This is a genomic window from Bariatricus sp. HCP28S3_D3, assembly GCF_052065755.1.
In the GTDB taxonomy this organism is placed as follows: domain Bacteria; phylum Bacillota; class Clostridia; order Lachnospirales; family Lachnospiraceae; genus Allocoprococcus.
The window spans coordinates 49306-67242 of the sequence record NZ_JBQHTK010000010.1 but is presented as its reverse complement, the minus strand read 5'-3'; the positions used below and the strand labels follow the sequence as shown (position 1 = coordinate 67242).

Here is a 17937-nt window from a genome sequence, read left to right as displayed (position 1 = left end):
GGCGGGCAAGTGCAGATTGAATGGAAGGAGGAACGGGAATGGATATACGTGATATTAAGAATCGGAAAAAACAATTGGGTCTTACGAATAAACAGCTTGCTGACTATTCAGGGGTATCGCTGGGGACTGTGAATAAGATCTTGAGTGGAGCGACAAAATCGCCGCAGATTGATACGCTAGACGCATTGGATCGTGCGCTTCAGCGGAAGGAATTCCGGTATCATACGGAATCGGAACCTGTTCTTTGCATTCGGGAAGAGTCCATTGCCTACGATACAATGAAAAAGGATGGGGAGTATACATTAGAGGATTACTATGCGCTTCCGGAAGAAGTGAGAGCAGAGCTGATAGACGGTTATCTGATCTATATGGATGCCCCGACAATTGTACATCAGGAAATAATTGGTGAACTGTGTTATTATATGAGGGATTATGTCAAGAAAAATGAAGGGGAGTGCAGAGTGATCCTTTCACCTATAGATGTCTGCCTTAATAAAGATAATAAAACGATGCTTCAGCCTGATCTTGTGGTGATATGCGACAAAGAACTGACGGACGGGCGAAGAATTAATGGTGCGCCGGATTTTGTGGCTGAAGTAGTATCGCCATCCAGCCGCAAGCGGGATTATATGATCAAGCTTAATAAATATTGGAAGGCAGGAGTACGCGAATACTGGATCATCGATCCGGAGAAGAAGGACATCTCTACATATTGGCTTCAAGGAAGCGACACGGAGTTTGAAGTAATGCATTATGACTTTGAGGATAAAGTTCCGATGAGAATATGGGCTGGTGCGGAAATTGATTTTTCTGAGTTTGATATACTGTGGTAAGCTGAAAAAATTACGAAAAAATCCAAAAAGTACTTGACGAACAGGAGAACACCTGTTATTATATATAGCGTAACTGCCAGAGACAGTAGGTGCCGCAAGGCATAAGGATGAAAACGCCTACCGAGGAAGAAACGAATTCGATAAAAGTTTGAATTTATAGAAGCTTCCAGTCTGCGGACAGGGAGCTTTTTCTAGGCAGCTCATAAATAATACAAGGAGGTGCACCATTCGTGGCAAAAGTTGAATTAAAACAACCTATCGTTCAGGCAATCGTAGATGATATCACTGATGCACAGTCAATCGTGCTGGTTGACTACCGCGGATTAACTGTAGCACAAGACACAGAACTTCGTAAGCAGTTAAGAGAAGCTGGTATTGTTTACAAAGTCTGCAAAAACACAATGATGAAGAGAGCTTTTGAAGGAACAGATTTCGCACAGTTAGACGAATATCTGGAAGGACCGAGCGCTATTGCAATTTCTAAAGACGATGCAACAGCACCGGCAAGAATTATTTGCAAGTTTGCAAAGACAGCTCAGGCTCTTGAAGTTAAAGCAGGTGTGGTTGAAGGCACAGTATATGACGCTAACGGAGTTGCAGAGTTATCTAAGGTTCCATCAAGAGAAGAATTACTGTCCAAGTTACTTGGAAGCTTACAGTCACCGATTACCAATCTTGCTCGTGTGCTTAATCAGATCGCAGAGCAGAATGGAGCTCCGGCAGAAGCCGCAGCAGAAGAATAAGAGTATTATAAAAATATCAAATGGAGGAAAATAAAATGGCAAAATTAACAACAGCAGAATTTATTGAAGCTATCAAAGAATTATCTGTATTAGAATTAAATGAATTAGTTAAAGCATGTGAAGAAGAATTTGGTGTATCTGCAGCAGCAGGTGTTGTAGTTGCAGCAGCAGCTGGAGACGGAGCAGCTCAGGAAGAAGAAAAAGATGAATTCAACGTAGAATTAGTAGCAGCTGGTTCTTCTAAAGTTAAAGTAATCAAAGTTGTTCGTGAAATCACAGGACTTGGATTAAAAGAAGCTAAAGAATTAGTTGACGGAGCACCGAAGGTAGTGAAAGAAGCAGTATCTAAGGCAGAAGCTGAAGAAATCAAAGCAAAACTTGAAGCTGAAGGCGCAGAAGTTGCCCTTAAGTAATTTTAAGAGTATTCCAAAGCGGGGGAGAGAGATCTTCCCCGTTTTTTCTAGACAGAAGTACCATTCTTGTTTCTTGAAATCATTTAAAAAATATTCCAAATCACAAAAAAAATCCTTGACAAGCCAGCAGACTCTATGATATAGTAAAAAATGCGCTATTGTGGAAATTTATGCTATAATTGCGCCCTAAAATCGACTGTTTCCGATAAAAGGGAGATAGTTGAGCCACAGATTGAAGTCGTGGACGGCAAAAACTGTCCACTTGTTTAAAAATCTGTGTGAGTGTTAGGCGGAATTAACCCGAAAATTTATTATATAAGGAGTGAAACGTCAATGGAGAAAAACAGAATTCGTCCCATCACAACCGGAAAAAGTATGCGTATGAGCTATTCCAGACAAAAAGAAGTACTCCAAATGCCGAACTTAATCGAAGTTCAAAAGGACTCCTATCAGTGGTTCTTAGACGAAGGATTAAAAGAAGTATTTGATGATATTTCTCCGATTACAGATTACAGTGGACATCTGAGTCTGGAACTGGTGGATTTTACATTATGTGAAGACGAGGTAAAGTACTCAATCGAAGAATGTAAAGAGCGTGACGCGACTTATGCGGCACCGCTGAAAGTGCGTGTAAGGCTTCATAATAAGGAAACGGATGAGATTAACGAACATGAGATCTTTATGGGAGATCTGCCGTTAATGACGAAGACGGGTACTTTCGTAATTAACGGAGCAGAACGTGTTATTGTAAGCCAGTTGGTACGTTCTCCTGGCATTTATTATGGAATTGCACATGACAAAATCGGTAAAGAATTATTTTCTTGTACGGTAATTCCGAACCGTGGTGCATGGCTTGAATATGAGACGGATTCGAATGACGTTTTCTATGTGCGTGTTGACAGAACCAGAAAAGTGCCGATCACAGTGTTGATTCGAGCCCTGGGTGTTGGTACGAATTCGGAGATTTTGGAACTCTTTGGTGAGGAACCGAAGATTCTGGCAAGTTTTAGCAAAGATACAGCGGAAAACTATCAGGAAGGTCTTCTTGAATTATACAAGAAGATTCGTCCGGGTGAACCTCTTGCTGTGGACAGTGCTGAAAGCCTGATCACAAGTATGTTCTTTGATGCAAGGCGTTATGATCTTGCTAAAGTTGGACGTTATAAATTTAATAAGAAGCTTCTGCTCCGTAATCGTATTAACGGACGAGTTCTGGCAGAAGATGTTGTAAGCCCTCTGACAGGAGAGGTGATCGCGGAAAAAGGAACGGAAGTTGACAGAGAACTTGCAGATACAATTCAGAACGCGGCAGTCCCATATGTATGGATTGCAAGAGAAGAGGGAGAACGCAATATCAAAGTTCTTTCTAATATGATGGTAAATCTGCAGAGCATTGTTGACATTGACCCTAAGGAAGTGGGCGTGACGGAGCTGGTGTACTATCCGGTTCTCGCTGAACTTCTGGAAGAGACAGCAGGCGATATCGATGAATTGAAAGATGCGATTCGCAAGAATATCCATGAGCTGATTCCGAAGCACATTACAAAAGAAGATATTTTCGCATCCATCAATTATAATATGCATTTGGAATATGGTCTTGGAAATGATGATGATATTGATCATCTTGGCAATAGACGTATTCGTGCGGTCGGTGAACTGCTTCAGAATCAGTACAGAATTGGTCTGTCCAGATTGGAAAGAGTTGTTCGTGAAAGAATGACAACACAGGATCTGGAAGGGGTATCCCCGCAGTCTTTGATCAATATTAAACCGGTTACGGCAGCTGTGAAAGAATTCTTTGGTTCATCTCAGTTGTCACAGTTTATGGATCAGAATAACCCGCTGGGTGAGCTGACTCATAAGAGACGTCTGTCTGCCCTTGGCCCAGGTGGTCTGTCTCGTGACCGTGCCGGATTCGAGGTTCGAGATGTACACTATTCTCACTATGGAAGAATGTGCCCGATTGAGACACCTGAAGGACCGAACATTGGGCTTATCAACTCTCTGGCATGTTATGCGAGAATTAATGAATACGGTTTCGTGGAGGCTCCGTATCGTAAGATCGACAAGAGCGATCCGATGAACCCGGTAGTAACAGATGATGTTGTCTATATGACAGCAGATGAAGAAGATAATTATCATGTAGCACAGGCGAATGAGCCACTGGATGAAGAAGGACATTTCATTCATAAGAATGTATCTGGTCGTTACCGTGAAGAGACTCAGGAATATGAGAGAAGAATGTTTGACTATATGGACGTTTCTCCGAAGATGGTATTCTCTGTAGCTACAGCATTGATTCCTTTCCTGGAAAATGACGATGCCAACCGTGCGCTGATGGGATCCAACATGCAGCGTCAGGCGGTACCGCTTTTGATGACCGAAGCACCGGTTGTCGGAACTGGTATGGAAGTAAAATCAGCCGTTGACTCGGGAGTCTGCATTGTGGCAGAACAGGGCGGTGTGGTAGAACGCGCAACTGCAACAGAAATCGTAATTAAGCAGGATGATAAGACCAGGAAAACGTATAAATTGACCAAATTCCTCCGCAGTAACCAGAGTAACTGTTATAATCAGAGAACGATTGTTGTCAAGGGAGAACGGGTAGAGGCAGGACAGGTTATTGCAGACGGCCCGTCTACATCAAATGGTGAGATGGCGCTTGGTAAGAACCCGCTGATCGGCTTCATGACCTGGGAAGGTTATAACTACGAGGATGCTGTTCTGTTAAGTGAAAGACTGGTACAGGATGATGTATACACTTCTGTGCATATTGAAGAGTATGAAGCAGAAGCCCGTGACACCAAGCTTGGGCCGGAAGAAATTACACGTGATATTCCGGGTGTCGGTGACGATGCGCTGAAAGATCTGGATGAAAGAGGTATTATCCGTATCGGTGCGGAAGTTCGTGCCGGGGACATCCTCGTCGGTAAAGTGACACCGAAGGGTGAAACAGAGCTGACGGCAGAAGAGAGACTGCTTCGGGCAATCTTTGGTGAAAAAGCCCGTGAAGTAAGAGATACTTCTTTGAAAGTACCGCATGGCGAATACGGTATCGTTGTGGATGCAAAAGTATTTACAAGAGAAAATGGAGATGAACTCTCACCGGGAGTAAATCAGGCAGTTCGTATTTATATCGCTCAGAAGAGAAAGATTTCTGTTGGTGATAAGATGGCCGGACGTCATGGTAACAAGGGTGTTGTTTCCCGTGTGCTCCCTGTAGAAGATATGCCGTTCCTGCCGAACGGACGTCCGCTTGATATCGTGCTTAACCCTCTGGGTGTGCCGTCACGTATGAATATCGGACAGGTGCTTGAGATTCATCTGTCTTTGGCTGCGAAAGCTCTTGGATTCAATATTTCTACACCGGTCTTCGATGGCGCCAATGAGGTTGATATTATGGATACGCTTGACCTGGCGAATGATTATGTAAACTTGAGCTGGGAAGAGTTTGAAGCAAGACATAAAGAAGAGCTGCTTCCGGAGGTTATGGAATATCTGTATGAGAATAGAGACCACAGAGAACTCTGGAAGGGGGTTCCGCTGTCAAGAGACGGTAAAGTTCGTCTTCGTGACGGACGTACCGGTGAATTCTTTGACAGCCCGGTAACGATCGGACACATGCATTATCTGAAACTGCATCATTTGGTTGATGATAAGATCCATGCGCGTTCAACCGGTCCTTACTCACTGGTAACCCAGCAGCCACTTGGTGGTAAAGCGCAGTTTGGTGGACAGCGTTTCGGAGAAATGGAGGTTTGGGCTCTTGAGGCGTACGGAGCTTCCTACACTCTGCAGGAAATCCTGACAGTAAAATCTGATGACGTTGTAGGACGTGTGAAGACTTATGAAGCAATCATTAAAGGTGAGAATATTCCTGAACCGGGTATTCCGGAATCCTTTAAAGTACTTCTGAAGGAGCTGCAGTCTCTTGGCCTTGACGTACGAGTACTGCGTGATGACAATACAGAAGTTGAGATTATGGAAAGCGTAGATTATGGCGATACAAATCTGAACCACATCATTGAAGGAGACAGACGTTACCGCAATGACGAGGATTTCGGAAAACATGGATACAGCACACAGGAATTTGAAGATGGTGAGCTTGTGGACATTGATGAAGAGCCGGATGACGCTGACTTTGAAGAAGACTTTGAGGAAGAATTTGAAGATTTTGACGATATGGACTTAGAATAGGGAGGATGCCGAAATGACAGAAAATAAAAACGAAGCAACATCTCAGCAGATGACATTCGATGCAATTAAAATTGGTCTGGCATCTCCGGAGAAGATTCTGGAATGGTCACACGGTGAAGTGACAAAACCGGAAACCATTAACTACAGAACTTTAAAACCGGAAAAGGATGGTCTGTACTGTGAGAGAATTTTCGGACCGAGCAAAGACTGGGAATGTCACTGTGGAAAATATAAAAAAATCCGCTACAAAGGTGTTGTCTGTGACCGCTGTGGGGTTGAGGTAACCAAGTCAAGTGTGCGTCGTGAACGTATGGGGCACATTGCACTTGCTGCCCCGGTTTCCCATATCTGGTATTTCAAGGGGATTCCGAGCCGGATGGGACTGATCCTGGATCTGTCCCCGAGAACACTGGAGAAGGTTCTGTATTTTGCTTCTTATATCGTGCTGGATAAAGGAGAGACAGATCTTCAGTACAAGCAGGTTCTTTCTGAAGCTGAGTATCAGGAAGCGAGAGAAACATGGGGCAATAAGTTCCGTGTCGGTATGGGTGCGGAATCTATTAAAGAATTACTGGAAGCAATCGATTTGGACAAAGAATATGCAGAACTTCAGTCAGGACTGGAAGGCGCAACCGGACAGAAGCGTGCAAGAATTGTAAAACGTCTCGAAGTGGTTGAGGCATTTCGTGAATCCGGTAACAGACCGGAGTGGATGGTAATGACTGTAATCCCGGTTATTCCGCCGGATCTGCGTCCGATGGTTCAGCTTGACGGAGGTCGTTTTGCGACATCAGATCTGAATGACCTGTACCGCAGAATTATCAACAGAAATAACCGTCTTAAGAGACTCCTTGAGCTGGGAGCTCCGGACATTATTGTAAGAAACGAAAAGAGAATGCTTCAGGAAGCAGTCGATGCTCTGATCGACAACGGACGCCGCGGACGTCCGGTAACCGGACCTGGTAACCGTGCGCTGAAGTCTCTTTCCGATATGCTGAAAGGTAAATCAGGACGTTTCCGTCAGAACCTTCTGGGAAAACGTGTTGACTATTCAGGACGTTCCGTTATCGTAGTAGGACCGGAACTTAAGATTTACCAGTGTGGTCTTCCGAAAGAAATGGCAATTGAGCTCTTCAAACCATTTGTAATGAAAGAACTGGTTGCAAACGGAACCGCACATAATATTAAAAATGCGAAAAAGATGGTAGAACGCCTTCAGACAGAGGTGTGGGATGTACTGGAAGATGTAATCAAGGAACACCCGGTTATGCTGAACCGTGCCCCCACGCTGCACAGACTTGGTATTCAGGCGTTTGAACCGATTCTTGTAGAAGGTAAAGCAATCAAGCTTCATCCGCTTGTTTGTACAGCATTTAATGCCGATTTCGACGGAGACCAGATGGCTGTCCATCTGCCGCTGTCCGTAGAAGCTCAGGCAGAGTGCCGTTTCCTCCTCCTTTCTCCGAATAACCTGCTGAAACCGTCTGATGGTGGTCCGGTGGCCGTTCCTTCACAGGATATGGTCCTTGGTATTTATTATCTGACGCAGGAAAGACCGGGAGCATTAGGAGAAGGAAAAGCATTTAAGAGCATTAACGAAGCGATTCTTGCATATGAGAATGGAGTAGTTACACTTCATTCCAAAATTAAAGTTCGTGTTACCAAGACTCTTCCGGATGGAACTGAGAAAACAGGAACAGTTGAATCAACATTGGGAAGATTTATTTTCAATGAGATTATTCCGCAGGATCTGGGCTTTGTTGATCGTGAAGTAGAGGGAAATGAACTGCTTCTTGAAGTGGATTTCCATGTCGGCAAAAAACAGCTCAAAAAGATCCTTGAAAAAGTTATTAATACACACGGAGCTTCAAAGACTGCTGAAGTGCTTGACAGTGTAAAAGCAATCGGTTACAAATTCTCTACAAGAGCAGCGATGACTGTATCCATTTCCGATATGACGGTGCCGCCGCAGAAACCGGAATTGATTCAGAGAGCACAGGATACAGTAGATAAGATTACAAAGAACTTCAAACGTGGTCTTATTACAGAAGAAGAACGTTATAAAGAAGTTGTTGAGACATGGAAAGCAACGGATGATGAACTTACAGAGGCACTGCTTTCCGGACTGGATAAATATAATAATATCTTCATGATGGCCGATTCCGGAGCCCGTGGATCAGATAAGCAGATTAAGCAGCTTGCAGGTATGCGCGGACTTATGGCTGATACAACCGGTCGTACGATCGAGTTGCCGATTAAGTCAAACTTCCGTGAAGGTCTGGACGTATTGGAGTACTTCATGTCTGCGCATGGAGCGCGTAAAGGTCTGTCAGATACCGCTCTTCGTACAGCGGACTCTGGATATTTGACCAGACGTCTTGTTGATGTTTCACAGGAACTGATTATCCGTGAAGTGGACTGCGTAGAAAAAGGTGCAGAGATTCCAGGTATGTATGTGCATGCATTCATGGATGGAAATGAAGAGATTGAAAGTCTTCAGGAACGTATTACAGGACGTTATTCCTGCTATACGATTTGTGATAAAGATGGAAATGTGCTTGTAAAAGCAAATCATATGATCACTCCAAAACGTGCAGAGAAGATTATGAAATACGGTGTGGATGAAAATGGAAATTCTCCACTTAAAAAGGTGAAGATCCGTACGATTCTGACCTGTAAATCACATATCGGAATCTGCGCAAAATGTTATGGAGCCAACATGGCAACCGGAGAACCGGTACAGGTTGGTGAGGCTGTCGGTATCATTGCGGCTCAGTCAATCGGAGAGCCAGGTACCCAGCTTACCATGCGTACCTTCCATACCGGTGGTGTGGCCGGTGATGATATCACGCAGGGTCTTCCTCGTGTCGAAGAGCTTTTTGAGGCAAGAAAACCGAAAGGACTTGCGATCATTACAGAATTTGGCGGTGTTGCAACAATCAACGATACAAAGAAGAAACGTGAGATTATTGTGACGAATCAGGAGACGGGTGAGTCGAAAGCTTATTTGATTCCGTATGGTTCACGAATTAAGATTATGGATGGTGCTGTTCTTGAAGCCGGTGACGAGCTGACAGAAGGTAGTATCAATCCGCATGATCTGCTGAAGATTAAGGGACTTCGTGCAGCACAGGATTATATGCTCCAGGAAGTACAGAGAGTATATCGTCTGCAGGGTGTAGAAATCAATGATAAGCATATCGAGGTTATCGTGCGTCAGATGCTTAAGAAGATTCGAGTAGAAGAAAAGGGCGATACAGAGTTCCTCCCGGGTACGATGGTCGACGTACTTGAATTCAACGACGTGAATGAAAAGCTGGAGGCAGAGGGCAAAGAACCGGCAACCGGTGAACAGATCATGCTTGGTATTACCAAGGCATCGCTTGCTACCGAGTCCTTCTTGTCTGCTGCGTCCTTCCAGGAGACAACGAAAGTTCTGACGGAAGCTGCTATTAAGGGTAAGGTGGATCATTTGATCGGCCTTAAGGAAAATGTTCTTATCGGTAAGCTTATTCCGGCAGGAACCGGTATGAAGAAATATCGGGATGTTCGTTTGAACACAGAACTGGCGATGGAAGATGAAATTGTTCTCGATGATTTTGATGATGCGGAAGAAGGCGAAATGGTTGAAGCACCAGAACTAAATGCAGAAAATGATGCTGCTAATGTCGAAGAAACTGCGGATACAGAGACCGAATTTGCTGAAATAACAGAAGAATAGGCTCATTATTTCATGTGAAATTGACAGGGGATAGTATGTGAAAATACTATGCCCTGTTATTATTTTCGGGTTTATGAATTTATTATACATTCTTATAGATTTCATTTTAATATTGCAAATTTGAAAAAAATCAGCTATCATTAACGACATATTCAAAATTACTTTGCAAAAATGAGGTGGGAAGATGTTGGATATACGCCATCTTGGGGAGAGAATCAGAGAAAACAGGAAGAAAAAGATGATGACAATTAAAAGCCTTTCGGAGTATACCGGATTGTCAGTAGGGTATCTGAGCATGCTGGAACAGAATAAGACGACTCCTACAATCGATAACCTTGCCAGGATTTGTGAATCGCTGGAAATCAGTATCGTTGACATTCTTGAGTCTGAATGTGAGGCGAAAACAATCATTCGCAAGGAAGAACTCACAGAGGCAAGTTATCCGGATGAGAACTTAGTTGTTAATATAGCAGATTTCAGACGTTCCGACTATGTTTATGAATATATTACGATACAGCCAGGGGAACCGCCTAAAAAAAAGGAATATCGTCACAATCGTGACGAAATGTGCACGGTGATATCCGGATGTCTGAACTTGATTATCGAAGGAAGAGAATACACATTGCATGAGCGGGATTCGGCATATATCAAAGAGGGAGAACGTCATTGTATATACAACACCGGTGAAAAAGAGTCGGTCAGTCTTTGGGTATACCATAGAAAATAGTTGAGTTTAAGTGGATTAAAGTAAAAAAGGATATTGTGAAAAAAATAGCAAAATTCATATTTCCCTTGACACAAGGTGAAATAAAGGATATAATAGAAAAATCATATTGATGAAGAAAAAATCATCTTCGTGAAAATGATAAATGAGAATCTGCAATACTAGAAACAGATGGTTGGCTTCCGGTTTCACGTAACCTTCTGCTTAGTCAAGCGTGAAAGAAAGGGTTTTCAATACAATTTCATAAGCGGACGTCATAGCGTGAAACTATGACTTGGGAAGACAAGGACGTCATGATGAAAATCATGGCGCTTTTTTATTATCAAAATAGACTGCGTTCTAGTATGCGGTATAGAAATTGGGGGATTGCAATGAGTAAGATTGAACAACTGAGAGAGTACATGGAGAAGGAAGGCTTGGATGGTTTTTATGTGGCGAAGCCGGCTAACGTGAGAGCGGTCAGTGCATATACAGGAGAGGATTCTTTTCTTTTTATTACGAAAAGTAAACAGTACTTTCTTACAGATCCGCGGTATACTGAACAGGCATCATATGAATGCCCGGAGTATGAAATCAGGAATTGGCGAAGCACAAGGAGCCGCAGCATAGGGGAAGCAGTTGCGTTATGTGCTGAAGAAGAAAAAGTTGAAAGAATAGGATTTGAACAGGATTATCTCACATTTGGAGCATGGAAATCCATGCAGGATGCCATGAAAGTTGAGCTGGTTCCCACTCTTAACGTAATAGAAGAACTTCGTGCGGTGAAGACGCCTGAAGAGATTAAGAACCTGACAGTGGCATGTGATATTGCATCCAGAGCATTTGAAAAAATCTTGAAAGACGTGCGTGTGGGTGTAACTGAGAAAGAACTTGCATCAAAGCTTGCCCATTACATGGTAATGGAAGGAGCTGATACCAAGCCTTACGGAGGAATTCTTATATCAGGAGCGAGAACATCGCTTCTCCATGGAATTCCGAGTAATAAGGCAATCGAATATGGCGACTTTGTATTGATGGATTATGGATGCCAGTACAAAGGATATTTGTCAGATATGACAAGAACCGTTGTTGTAGGGAAAGCGGATGAAAAACAAAAAGAAGTATACAATCTCTGCAGACGGATGACAGAAGAAACAGAAGCTTCTGTCAAAGCGGGAGTGACGGGCACATCCTGTTATGAAGCGTCACTCAAAGCAATTGAAGGGACCGAATATTTCCAGTATCACTATACGGGAATCGGTCATGGAGTAGGGCTGTTCGTACATGAGCTTCCGAATATTGGAGCAAATTGTGGGAATATTCTTCCGGAGAACAGCGTGATGACGGTAGAACCAGGACTTTATATTCCAGGCTGGGGCGGTGTCCGGATCGAAGATCAGGGTATTGTCACAAAAGACGGATATGAAAACCTGATAAGTGCTACACATGAGCTAATAGAACTTTAAATGAAGGAGGAAAAGTTATGAAAAAGAGATTATTAGCAGCATTACTTTCTGCAGCTATGGTAGTTACCATGTTTGCAGGCTGCGGTACACCTGGATCAAAGAAATCCGATGACAGCAGTGAAACAGAAGGTACAGGTAAGAAAAGAGTTACATATACTCTGCGTGAAGACATTCCGTCAGCAGATCCGCAGAATAGTAACTCCATTTCTTCCGCATCAGCAAATATCCATATGCTGGCTTGCCTTACAAGAAATGTAGAAGGAGAAGTGAGAGGAGACGCAGCAGAAAGCTGGGAAGTTTCTGATGACGGACTTGTTTACACCTTCCATCTTCGCGATGGCCTGAAATGGAGTGACGGTGTGGATGTAACTGCAGATGATTATGTTTACGGTATGCAGAGATTGATGGATCCGGCAGAAGCTTGTGACTATGCATTTATCGGTTACATCCTGAAAAACGGTGCAGCTGTAAATAATGGTGAAGTTTCTGTTGAAGAACTGGGTGTTAAGGCACTTGATGACAAGACTGTAGAAATTACTCTGGAACATCCGGCGGTATACTTCGAATCAATGGCATCTATGTGTGCACTTGGACCAGCAAGAAGAGACCTTGTAGAAAAATATGGAAAAGAATATGCAGCAGATCCTGAAAAAGCAGCATATAATGGACCGTTCACGATGACTGAGTGGAAACATGGTGATCAGCTTGTTATGACAAAGAATCCGGATTATTGGGATGCCGACAGTGTAAAACTTGACGAAATCTGCATCAAGACAGTCGCTGATGCTAAGACAGCAGTTGCTATGTGGGAGAATGGCGAAGTTGATATTACAATTGTTCCTACAGAAATGACAGAACAGTATGCAGATGATTCAGAATTCTACTTCACAGGTGCGGATGATTACATCATGCTGAACCAGAGTGAAGGCAAGCTTCTTGCAAATAAGAACTTAAGATTTGCTCTTAACTATGCAATCAATCGTTCTGAATACAATACGCTTGTTAATAATGATGTTTACGAACCGGCACAGAGACTTGTTCTTCCGAACGTAACAGCAGCGGATTCTACATATGGTGAGAGATATCCATATGAACCATTCCCGCTTGAAAATGATGATGCAAAAGCAAAAGAATATCTTGCAGCAGCTATGTCTGAACTGGGCGTAAGCAATGCAGCAGATATCAAGCTTGAACTTCTTACAACTGATACAGAAGGTGCTAAAAAGCAGGCAGAAGTTCTTCAGGAACAGTTCCAGAAGAACCTTGGAATCACAGTAGAAATCAAACAGGTTACTTACAAACAGAGACTTGAAATGGAACAGACTAAAGAATATGATATGGTAGTTACGGGATGGGTACCGGATTACTCAGATGCTTATTCTTACCTGGAACTCTGGATCAGCGATGGACAGTACAACCATTCAGGATATAACAATCCTAGATATGATGAACTGCTGGAAGCTTCTCAGTTTGAGACTGACGCTGCAAAGAGACAGGATATGTTGTTCGAAGCAGAGCAGATCTTCCTCGGAGCAGATTCAGCACTTGTTCCGCTGCAGCTCCGTCGTGATCAGTATCTTGTAAATCCGAAGCTTGAAAACTTCAATGTTTACTTTGTAGGATATGACTTCAACCTGGTATATGCAGATCTTGCAGAATAAAATATTATATAATATTTTAGTCAGAGAGGACAGTTTGTCCTCTCTGACTAAGTAATAAAACTTGTTGGGAGGGAAAAAGTATAGTTTCCCTTCCTCTTTAACGGTTTTGATTATCCGGAGGGGCATGTGGTGTGGGATAATCAAAACCGTTAAGGAAACGGGCTGAAGAAAGGAGAAGCACAAATGGCAAAATATATTGCAAAGCGAGTTTTACTTGCAATCGTCACATTGTTTGTTCTGACAAGTGTAGTGTTTGTTCTTGTACGTTTGATGCCGGGTGATCCATTTTCCAGTGATAAAATGACACCGGAAATCCGCGCGAATCTGGAAGCGTATTATGGTATGGACAAACCGTTGCCGGTTCAATACATAACTTATATGAAGAATGTACTTCACGGAGATTTGGGATATTCCATGAAGTATGAAGGAAGAACTGTTAATCAGATTATTGCGGAATCTTTCCCGTATTCTGCAGACCTTGGTATCCGTTCCCTTTGCTTTGCATTGTTCTTCGGACTGATCCTTGGAATAATTGCAGCGCTGAATCGTGGGAAAAAGCTTGACTTTTTCTGTATTTTGATTGCGATTATCGGTACATCTATGCCGGACTTTATTATGGGATCTGTATTGCAGTATTTCTTCGGAATCAAATGGAAGATTCTTCCGGTTGCGCAGTATACAAGCTTTAAACACACGATTCTTCCATCGATTGCTGTTGGATTCTATACGCTGGCTTCTGTATCTCGTTTAATGCGTTCGAGTATGCTGGAAGTTGTTACGTCTGATTACACAAAGACAGCTAAGGCAAAAGGGCTTTCTGATTTACGAATTACGATAAAACATCAGATCAGAAATGCGATTACTCCGATTATTACGATTATGGGACCGACAGTTGCCTCTGTACTTACCGGTACTTTCGTAATCGAAGCCTTATTTGCAATTCCTGGAATGGGAAAACATTATGTAGACAGTATCAATATGAATGACTATACACTTGTGCTTGGAATGACGATCTTCTATGGAGCATTCTTGATTATCGCTATTTTAGTAGTAGATATTCTGTATGGTATCGTTGATCCGAGAATTCGTCTCAGCGGTAAAAAAAGGTAGGTGACAGGAAATGGCAGAGATAACAAGAGATAAATTTAAAGTAGTAGGTAAAAATATTCAGAGCATGGAGTCCATTTCACGTCCGAATATCGGTTACTGGCAGGATGCGTGGAGACGAATTCGCAAAAATAAGGTTGCATTCTTTTCCTTGTGTTTGATTGGATTTTATGTACTTATGGCAATCTTTGCTCCGATGCTGAGCAGATATGATTTTTCAACACAAAGTGTTGCCGAGATGAATCAGAGCTTTTCTGCAAATCACTGGTTTGGTACAGACTCTCTTGGACGAGACCTCTGGGTTCGTGCCTGGAAAGGTGCAAGGGTATCCCTTACAATTGGGTTTGCAGCAAGTATTATTAATGCTTGTACAGGTTCACTCCTTGGAGGTATCTCCGGCTTCTATGGAGGAAAAGTGGATATGATCATCCAGCGAATCGTAGATGTACTTTATGGTATTCCGAGCATGATCGTTACGATTCTGCTGATGGTTGTTATTGGTAATGGTGTCCACTGTCTGATCCTTGCGATGTGCTGCGTAGGATGGATCGGGAGCTGCCGTTTCGTTCGAGGAGAAGTGCTGAAACTTCGTGAATCGGATTTCGTGGCTGCTGCAAGAATTCTTGGTGTGCCTGACATTGTTATAATTGTAAAACATATTCTGCCGAATATCATGGGACTTATCATTACGAACCTTACCATGGCAATTCCGGGAGCAATTTTCCAGGAGGCATTCCTGAGCTATATCGGTCTTGGTATTAAGCCGCCGAACTGTAGCTGGGGTGTTCTGGCGAAAGATGGTATTGCGCAACTGAGAATTCATCCGTATCAGGTAGTTGTTCCGGCATTTTTGATCTGTACAACAATGCTTGCACTTAACCTGTTAGGTGATGGCCTTCGCGATGCGTTCGACCCGAAACTTAGAGGAACTGAGTAAGAAAGGAGTAGGAAGAGATGGAAAATTTATTAGAAGTAAAAAATCTGACATTCTCCTTTCGTACATACGGAGGAGTAGTAAAAGCAGTACGGGATGTAAGCTTTGAAGTGCGTCCGGGAGAAATCCTTGGAATCGTTGGAGAATCAGGATGTGGGAAGAGCGTTACTTCGTCATGTATTATGAGACTGAATCCGGAACCACCGGGATTCTTTGAGGGTGGAGAGATCCTTTATAAAGGGAAAGATATTCTGAAAATGAATAAAAAGGAACTGCGCCAGATTCGCGGTACAGAGATTGGATTTATTTTCCAGGACCCAATGACTTCTTTGAATCCGACGATGAGAATCGGTAAACAGATTGAAGAAGTATTTGTCAATAAGAAAGGCATGAGTGCTGCAGAAAAAAAACAAAAAGCGCTTGAGATTCTGAAACTAGTTGGTATTTCTGATGGGGAGAAGAGATATAGACAGTATCCACATGAACTTTCAGGTGGTATGAAGCAGCGTGTTATGATCGCAATTGCGCTGGTAGGAAGTCCGAGTATTGTAATTGCAGACGAACCGACCACATCACTGGATGTTACGATTGAAGCACAGATCCTTGAACTGCTTAAGAATCTTCAGAAGACATTGGGAACCTCTATTATTCTGATAACACATGACCTTGGCGTTATTGCAAAACTTTGTGATCGTGTTCTTGTTATGTATGGAGGAAAAATTGTAGAGCGAGGTACTGCTGAAGAAATCTTTTATGACACGGCGCATCCGTATACCAAGGGACTTATGCAGTCTATTGCTAGATTGGATACAGCAAAAGGTGAAAAACTGAAACCGATCGAAGGAACTCCGCCAGATCTATTCAGCCCACCGGTAGGATGTCCATTTGCCGCACGTTGCGAATATTGCATGGATATCTGTAATGAGATGCCTCCGGAAACATATGATTTGTCCGGTGAGCACGAGACCTGCTGCTGGCTGCAGCATGAATTTGCACCGGACAGTGATTTGAGAAAAGTTCCGGCTGAGAAAGGAGAGGTGGAATAATGGAAAATAAAGAATTAAAGCAGCCTCTCGTACAGGTGAAAAATTTATGTAAGTATTTCCAGCTTAACAGAAAAGCAACACTGAAAGCAGTAGATGATGTCAGCTTTGATATTTATAAAGGGGAAACGGTCAGTCTTGTTGGAGAGTCCGGGTGTGGAAAATCAACGACAGGTCGCTGTATGATTCGTCTGTATGACCTTACAAGCGGTCAGGTATTGTATGATGGAAAAGATATTTCTAAATTAAATAAAACTGAGCAGAAAGAGTTCTGCAAAAAAGTACAGATGATTTTCCAGAATCCATATTCTTCATTGAATCCGAGAATGACGGTGAAAGAGATTGTTGGAGAAGGGCTGAAGCAGCATGGAATGTCTGCGAAGGAAGTCGATGAAAAAGTTGAACAGCTGTTGAAAACAGTCGGTCTTAATAAAGATCATATGTCTCGTTTTCCGCATGAATTTTCTGGCGGACAAAGACAGCGTATCGGTATTGCGAGAGCACTTTCTGTAGATCCTGAATTCATTATCTGTGACGAACCGATTTCGGCCCTTGATGTATCTATTCAGGCACAGGTGATCAACATGCTAAAAAATCTGCAGGAAACAATGGGACTGACCTATTTGTTTATTGCTCATGATTTGAGTGTTGTAAAATATATTTCGGATCGTGTGGTAGTTATGTATCTGGGGACGATCGTTGAGACGGCCGAGACGGAGGAGCTCTATTCGAACCCGACACATCCTTATACAAAGGCTCTTCTGTCTGCAATTCCGGAAGCAGATCCGAAAAAAGCAAAAGCAAATGAGCGTATTCCGATAAAAGGCGAGATTCCAAGTCCGATCAATCCGAAGAACTGTTGCCGATTTGCTGAAAGATGCCAGTATGCAACAGAACGCTGTTTTAATGAAATGCCACAGTTACATGAAATCAAACCCGGACATAAGGTTGCATGTCATCTTACAGAGAATATGTAAAGAAAATAGAAGGAAGTCTTTCGAATCTGAAAGGCTTCTTTTTATTGCCTTTCAGATATCAAAAAGGTCGGGAGGGACTTTTTGGTCGATTTTGACTTTGTTGACAGAAATACGGAAAGAGCATATAATTGATTCAATT

Annotated in this window: 12 protein-coding genes and 1 other annotated feature; all 12 genes read left to right on the top strand. The window is 42.8% G+C overall.

Annotation, left to right across the window (positions count from 1 at the left end; genetic code table 11):
* The first annotated feature begins 38 nt into the window (after positions 1–38).
* The 12 genes from ACTNB3_RS08745 to ACTNB3_RS08690 all read left to right on the top strand — a co-directional run bounded on the left by ACTNB3_RS08745 (position 39) and on the right by ACTNB3_RS08690 (position 17798).
* A complete protein-coding gene (locus ACTNB3_RS08745; RefSeq protein ID WP_441025115.1) occupies positions 39–833 on the top strand; it encodes a Uma2 family endonuclease in 795 nt (264 codons plus the stop codon).
* A gap of 58 nt (positions 834–891) precedes the next feature.
* Positions 892–1034 (top strand) — a sequence feature (ribosomal protein L10 leader region).
* Positions 1035–1063: 29 nt separating this feature from the next.
* Positions 1064–1576, top strand: a complete 513-nt coding sequence (gene rplJ / locus ACTNB3_RS08740) for a 50S ribosomal protein L10 (RefSeq protein ID WP_427806091.1) — start codon at positions 1064–1066, stop codon at positions 1574–1576.
* Between the two features lie 35 nt (positions 1577–1611).
* Entirely contained in the window at positions 1612–1989 is a 378-nt protein-coding gene (gene rplL, locus ACTNB3_RS08735; RefSeq protein ID WP_427806090.1) for a 50S ribosomal protein L7/L12, read from the top strand.
* Positions 1990–2322: 333 nt separating this feature from the next.
* Complete coding sequence (gene rpoB / locus ACTNB3_RS08730; RefSeq protein WP_441025114.1) at positions 2323–6186, top strand: DNA-directed RNA polymerase subunit beta; 3864 nt, start codon at positions 2323–2325, stop codon at positions 6184–6186.
* A 13-nt stretch (positions 6187–6199) separates the two neighbouring features.
* Positions 6200–9907: a DNA-directed RNA polymerase subunit beta' gene (gene rpoC, locus ACTNB3_RS08725; RefSeq protein WP_441025113.1), complete on the top strand. Its 3708-nt coding sequence runs from the start codon at positions 6200–6202 to the stop codon at positions 9905–9907.
* A gap of 184 nt (positions 9908–10091) precedes the next feature.
* A complete protein-coding gene (locus ACTNB3_RS08720) occupies positions 10092–10634 on the top strand; it encodes an XRE family transcriptional regulator (protein WP_441025111.1) in 543 nt (180 codons plus the stop codon).
* Between the two features lie 368 nt (positions 10635–11002).
* Positions 11003–12076 carry a M24 family metallopeptidase gene (locus ACTNB3_RS08715; RefSeq protein ID WP_441025109.1) on the top strand — a complete coding sequence of 358 codons (1074 nt, stop codon included), beginning with the start codon at positions 11003–11005 and terminating at the stop codon, positions 12074–12076.
* Between the two features lie 17 nt (positions 12077–12093).
* Positions 12094–13737 (top strand): peptide ABC transporter substrate-binding protein, encoded by a 1644-nt coding sequence (locus ACTNB3_RS08710; RefSeq protein WP_441025107.1) that lies wholly within the window; start codon positions 12094–12096, stop codon positions 13735–13737.
* Positions 13738–13920: 183 nt separating this feature from the next.
* The gene (locus tag ACTNB3_RS08705; protein ID WP_427806084.1) at positions 13921–14847 is read left to right on the top strand and encodes an ABC transporter permease; all 927 of its coding nucleotides are present in this window, start codon (positions 13921–13923) and stop codon (positions 14845–14847) included.
* A 10-nt stretch (positions 14848–14857) separates the two neighbouring features.
* Entirely contained in the window at positions 14858–15781 is a 924-nt protein-coding gene (locus tag ACTNB3_RS08700) for an ABC transporter permease (protein WP_427806083.1), read from the top strand.
* A 17-nt stretch (positions 15782–15798) separates the two neighbouring features.
* The gene (locus tag ACTNB3_RS08695; protein ID WP_427806082.1) at positions 15799–16824 is read left to right on the top strand and encodes an ABC transporter ATP-binding protein; all 1026 of its coding nucleotides are present in this window, start codon (positions 15799–15801) and stop codon (positions 16822–16824) included.
* Positions 16824–17798 carry an ABC transporter ATP-binding protein gene (locus ACTNB3_RS08690; protein WP_427806081.1) on the top strand — a complete coding sequence of 325 codons (975 nt, stop codon included), beginning with the start codon at positions 16824–16826 and terminating at the stop codon, positions 17796–17798. Before ACTNB3_RS08695 ends, ACTNB3_RS08690 begins: the two co-directional genes overlap by 1 nt.
* Positions 17799–17937 lie beyond the last annotated feature (139 nt).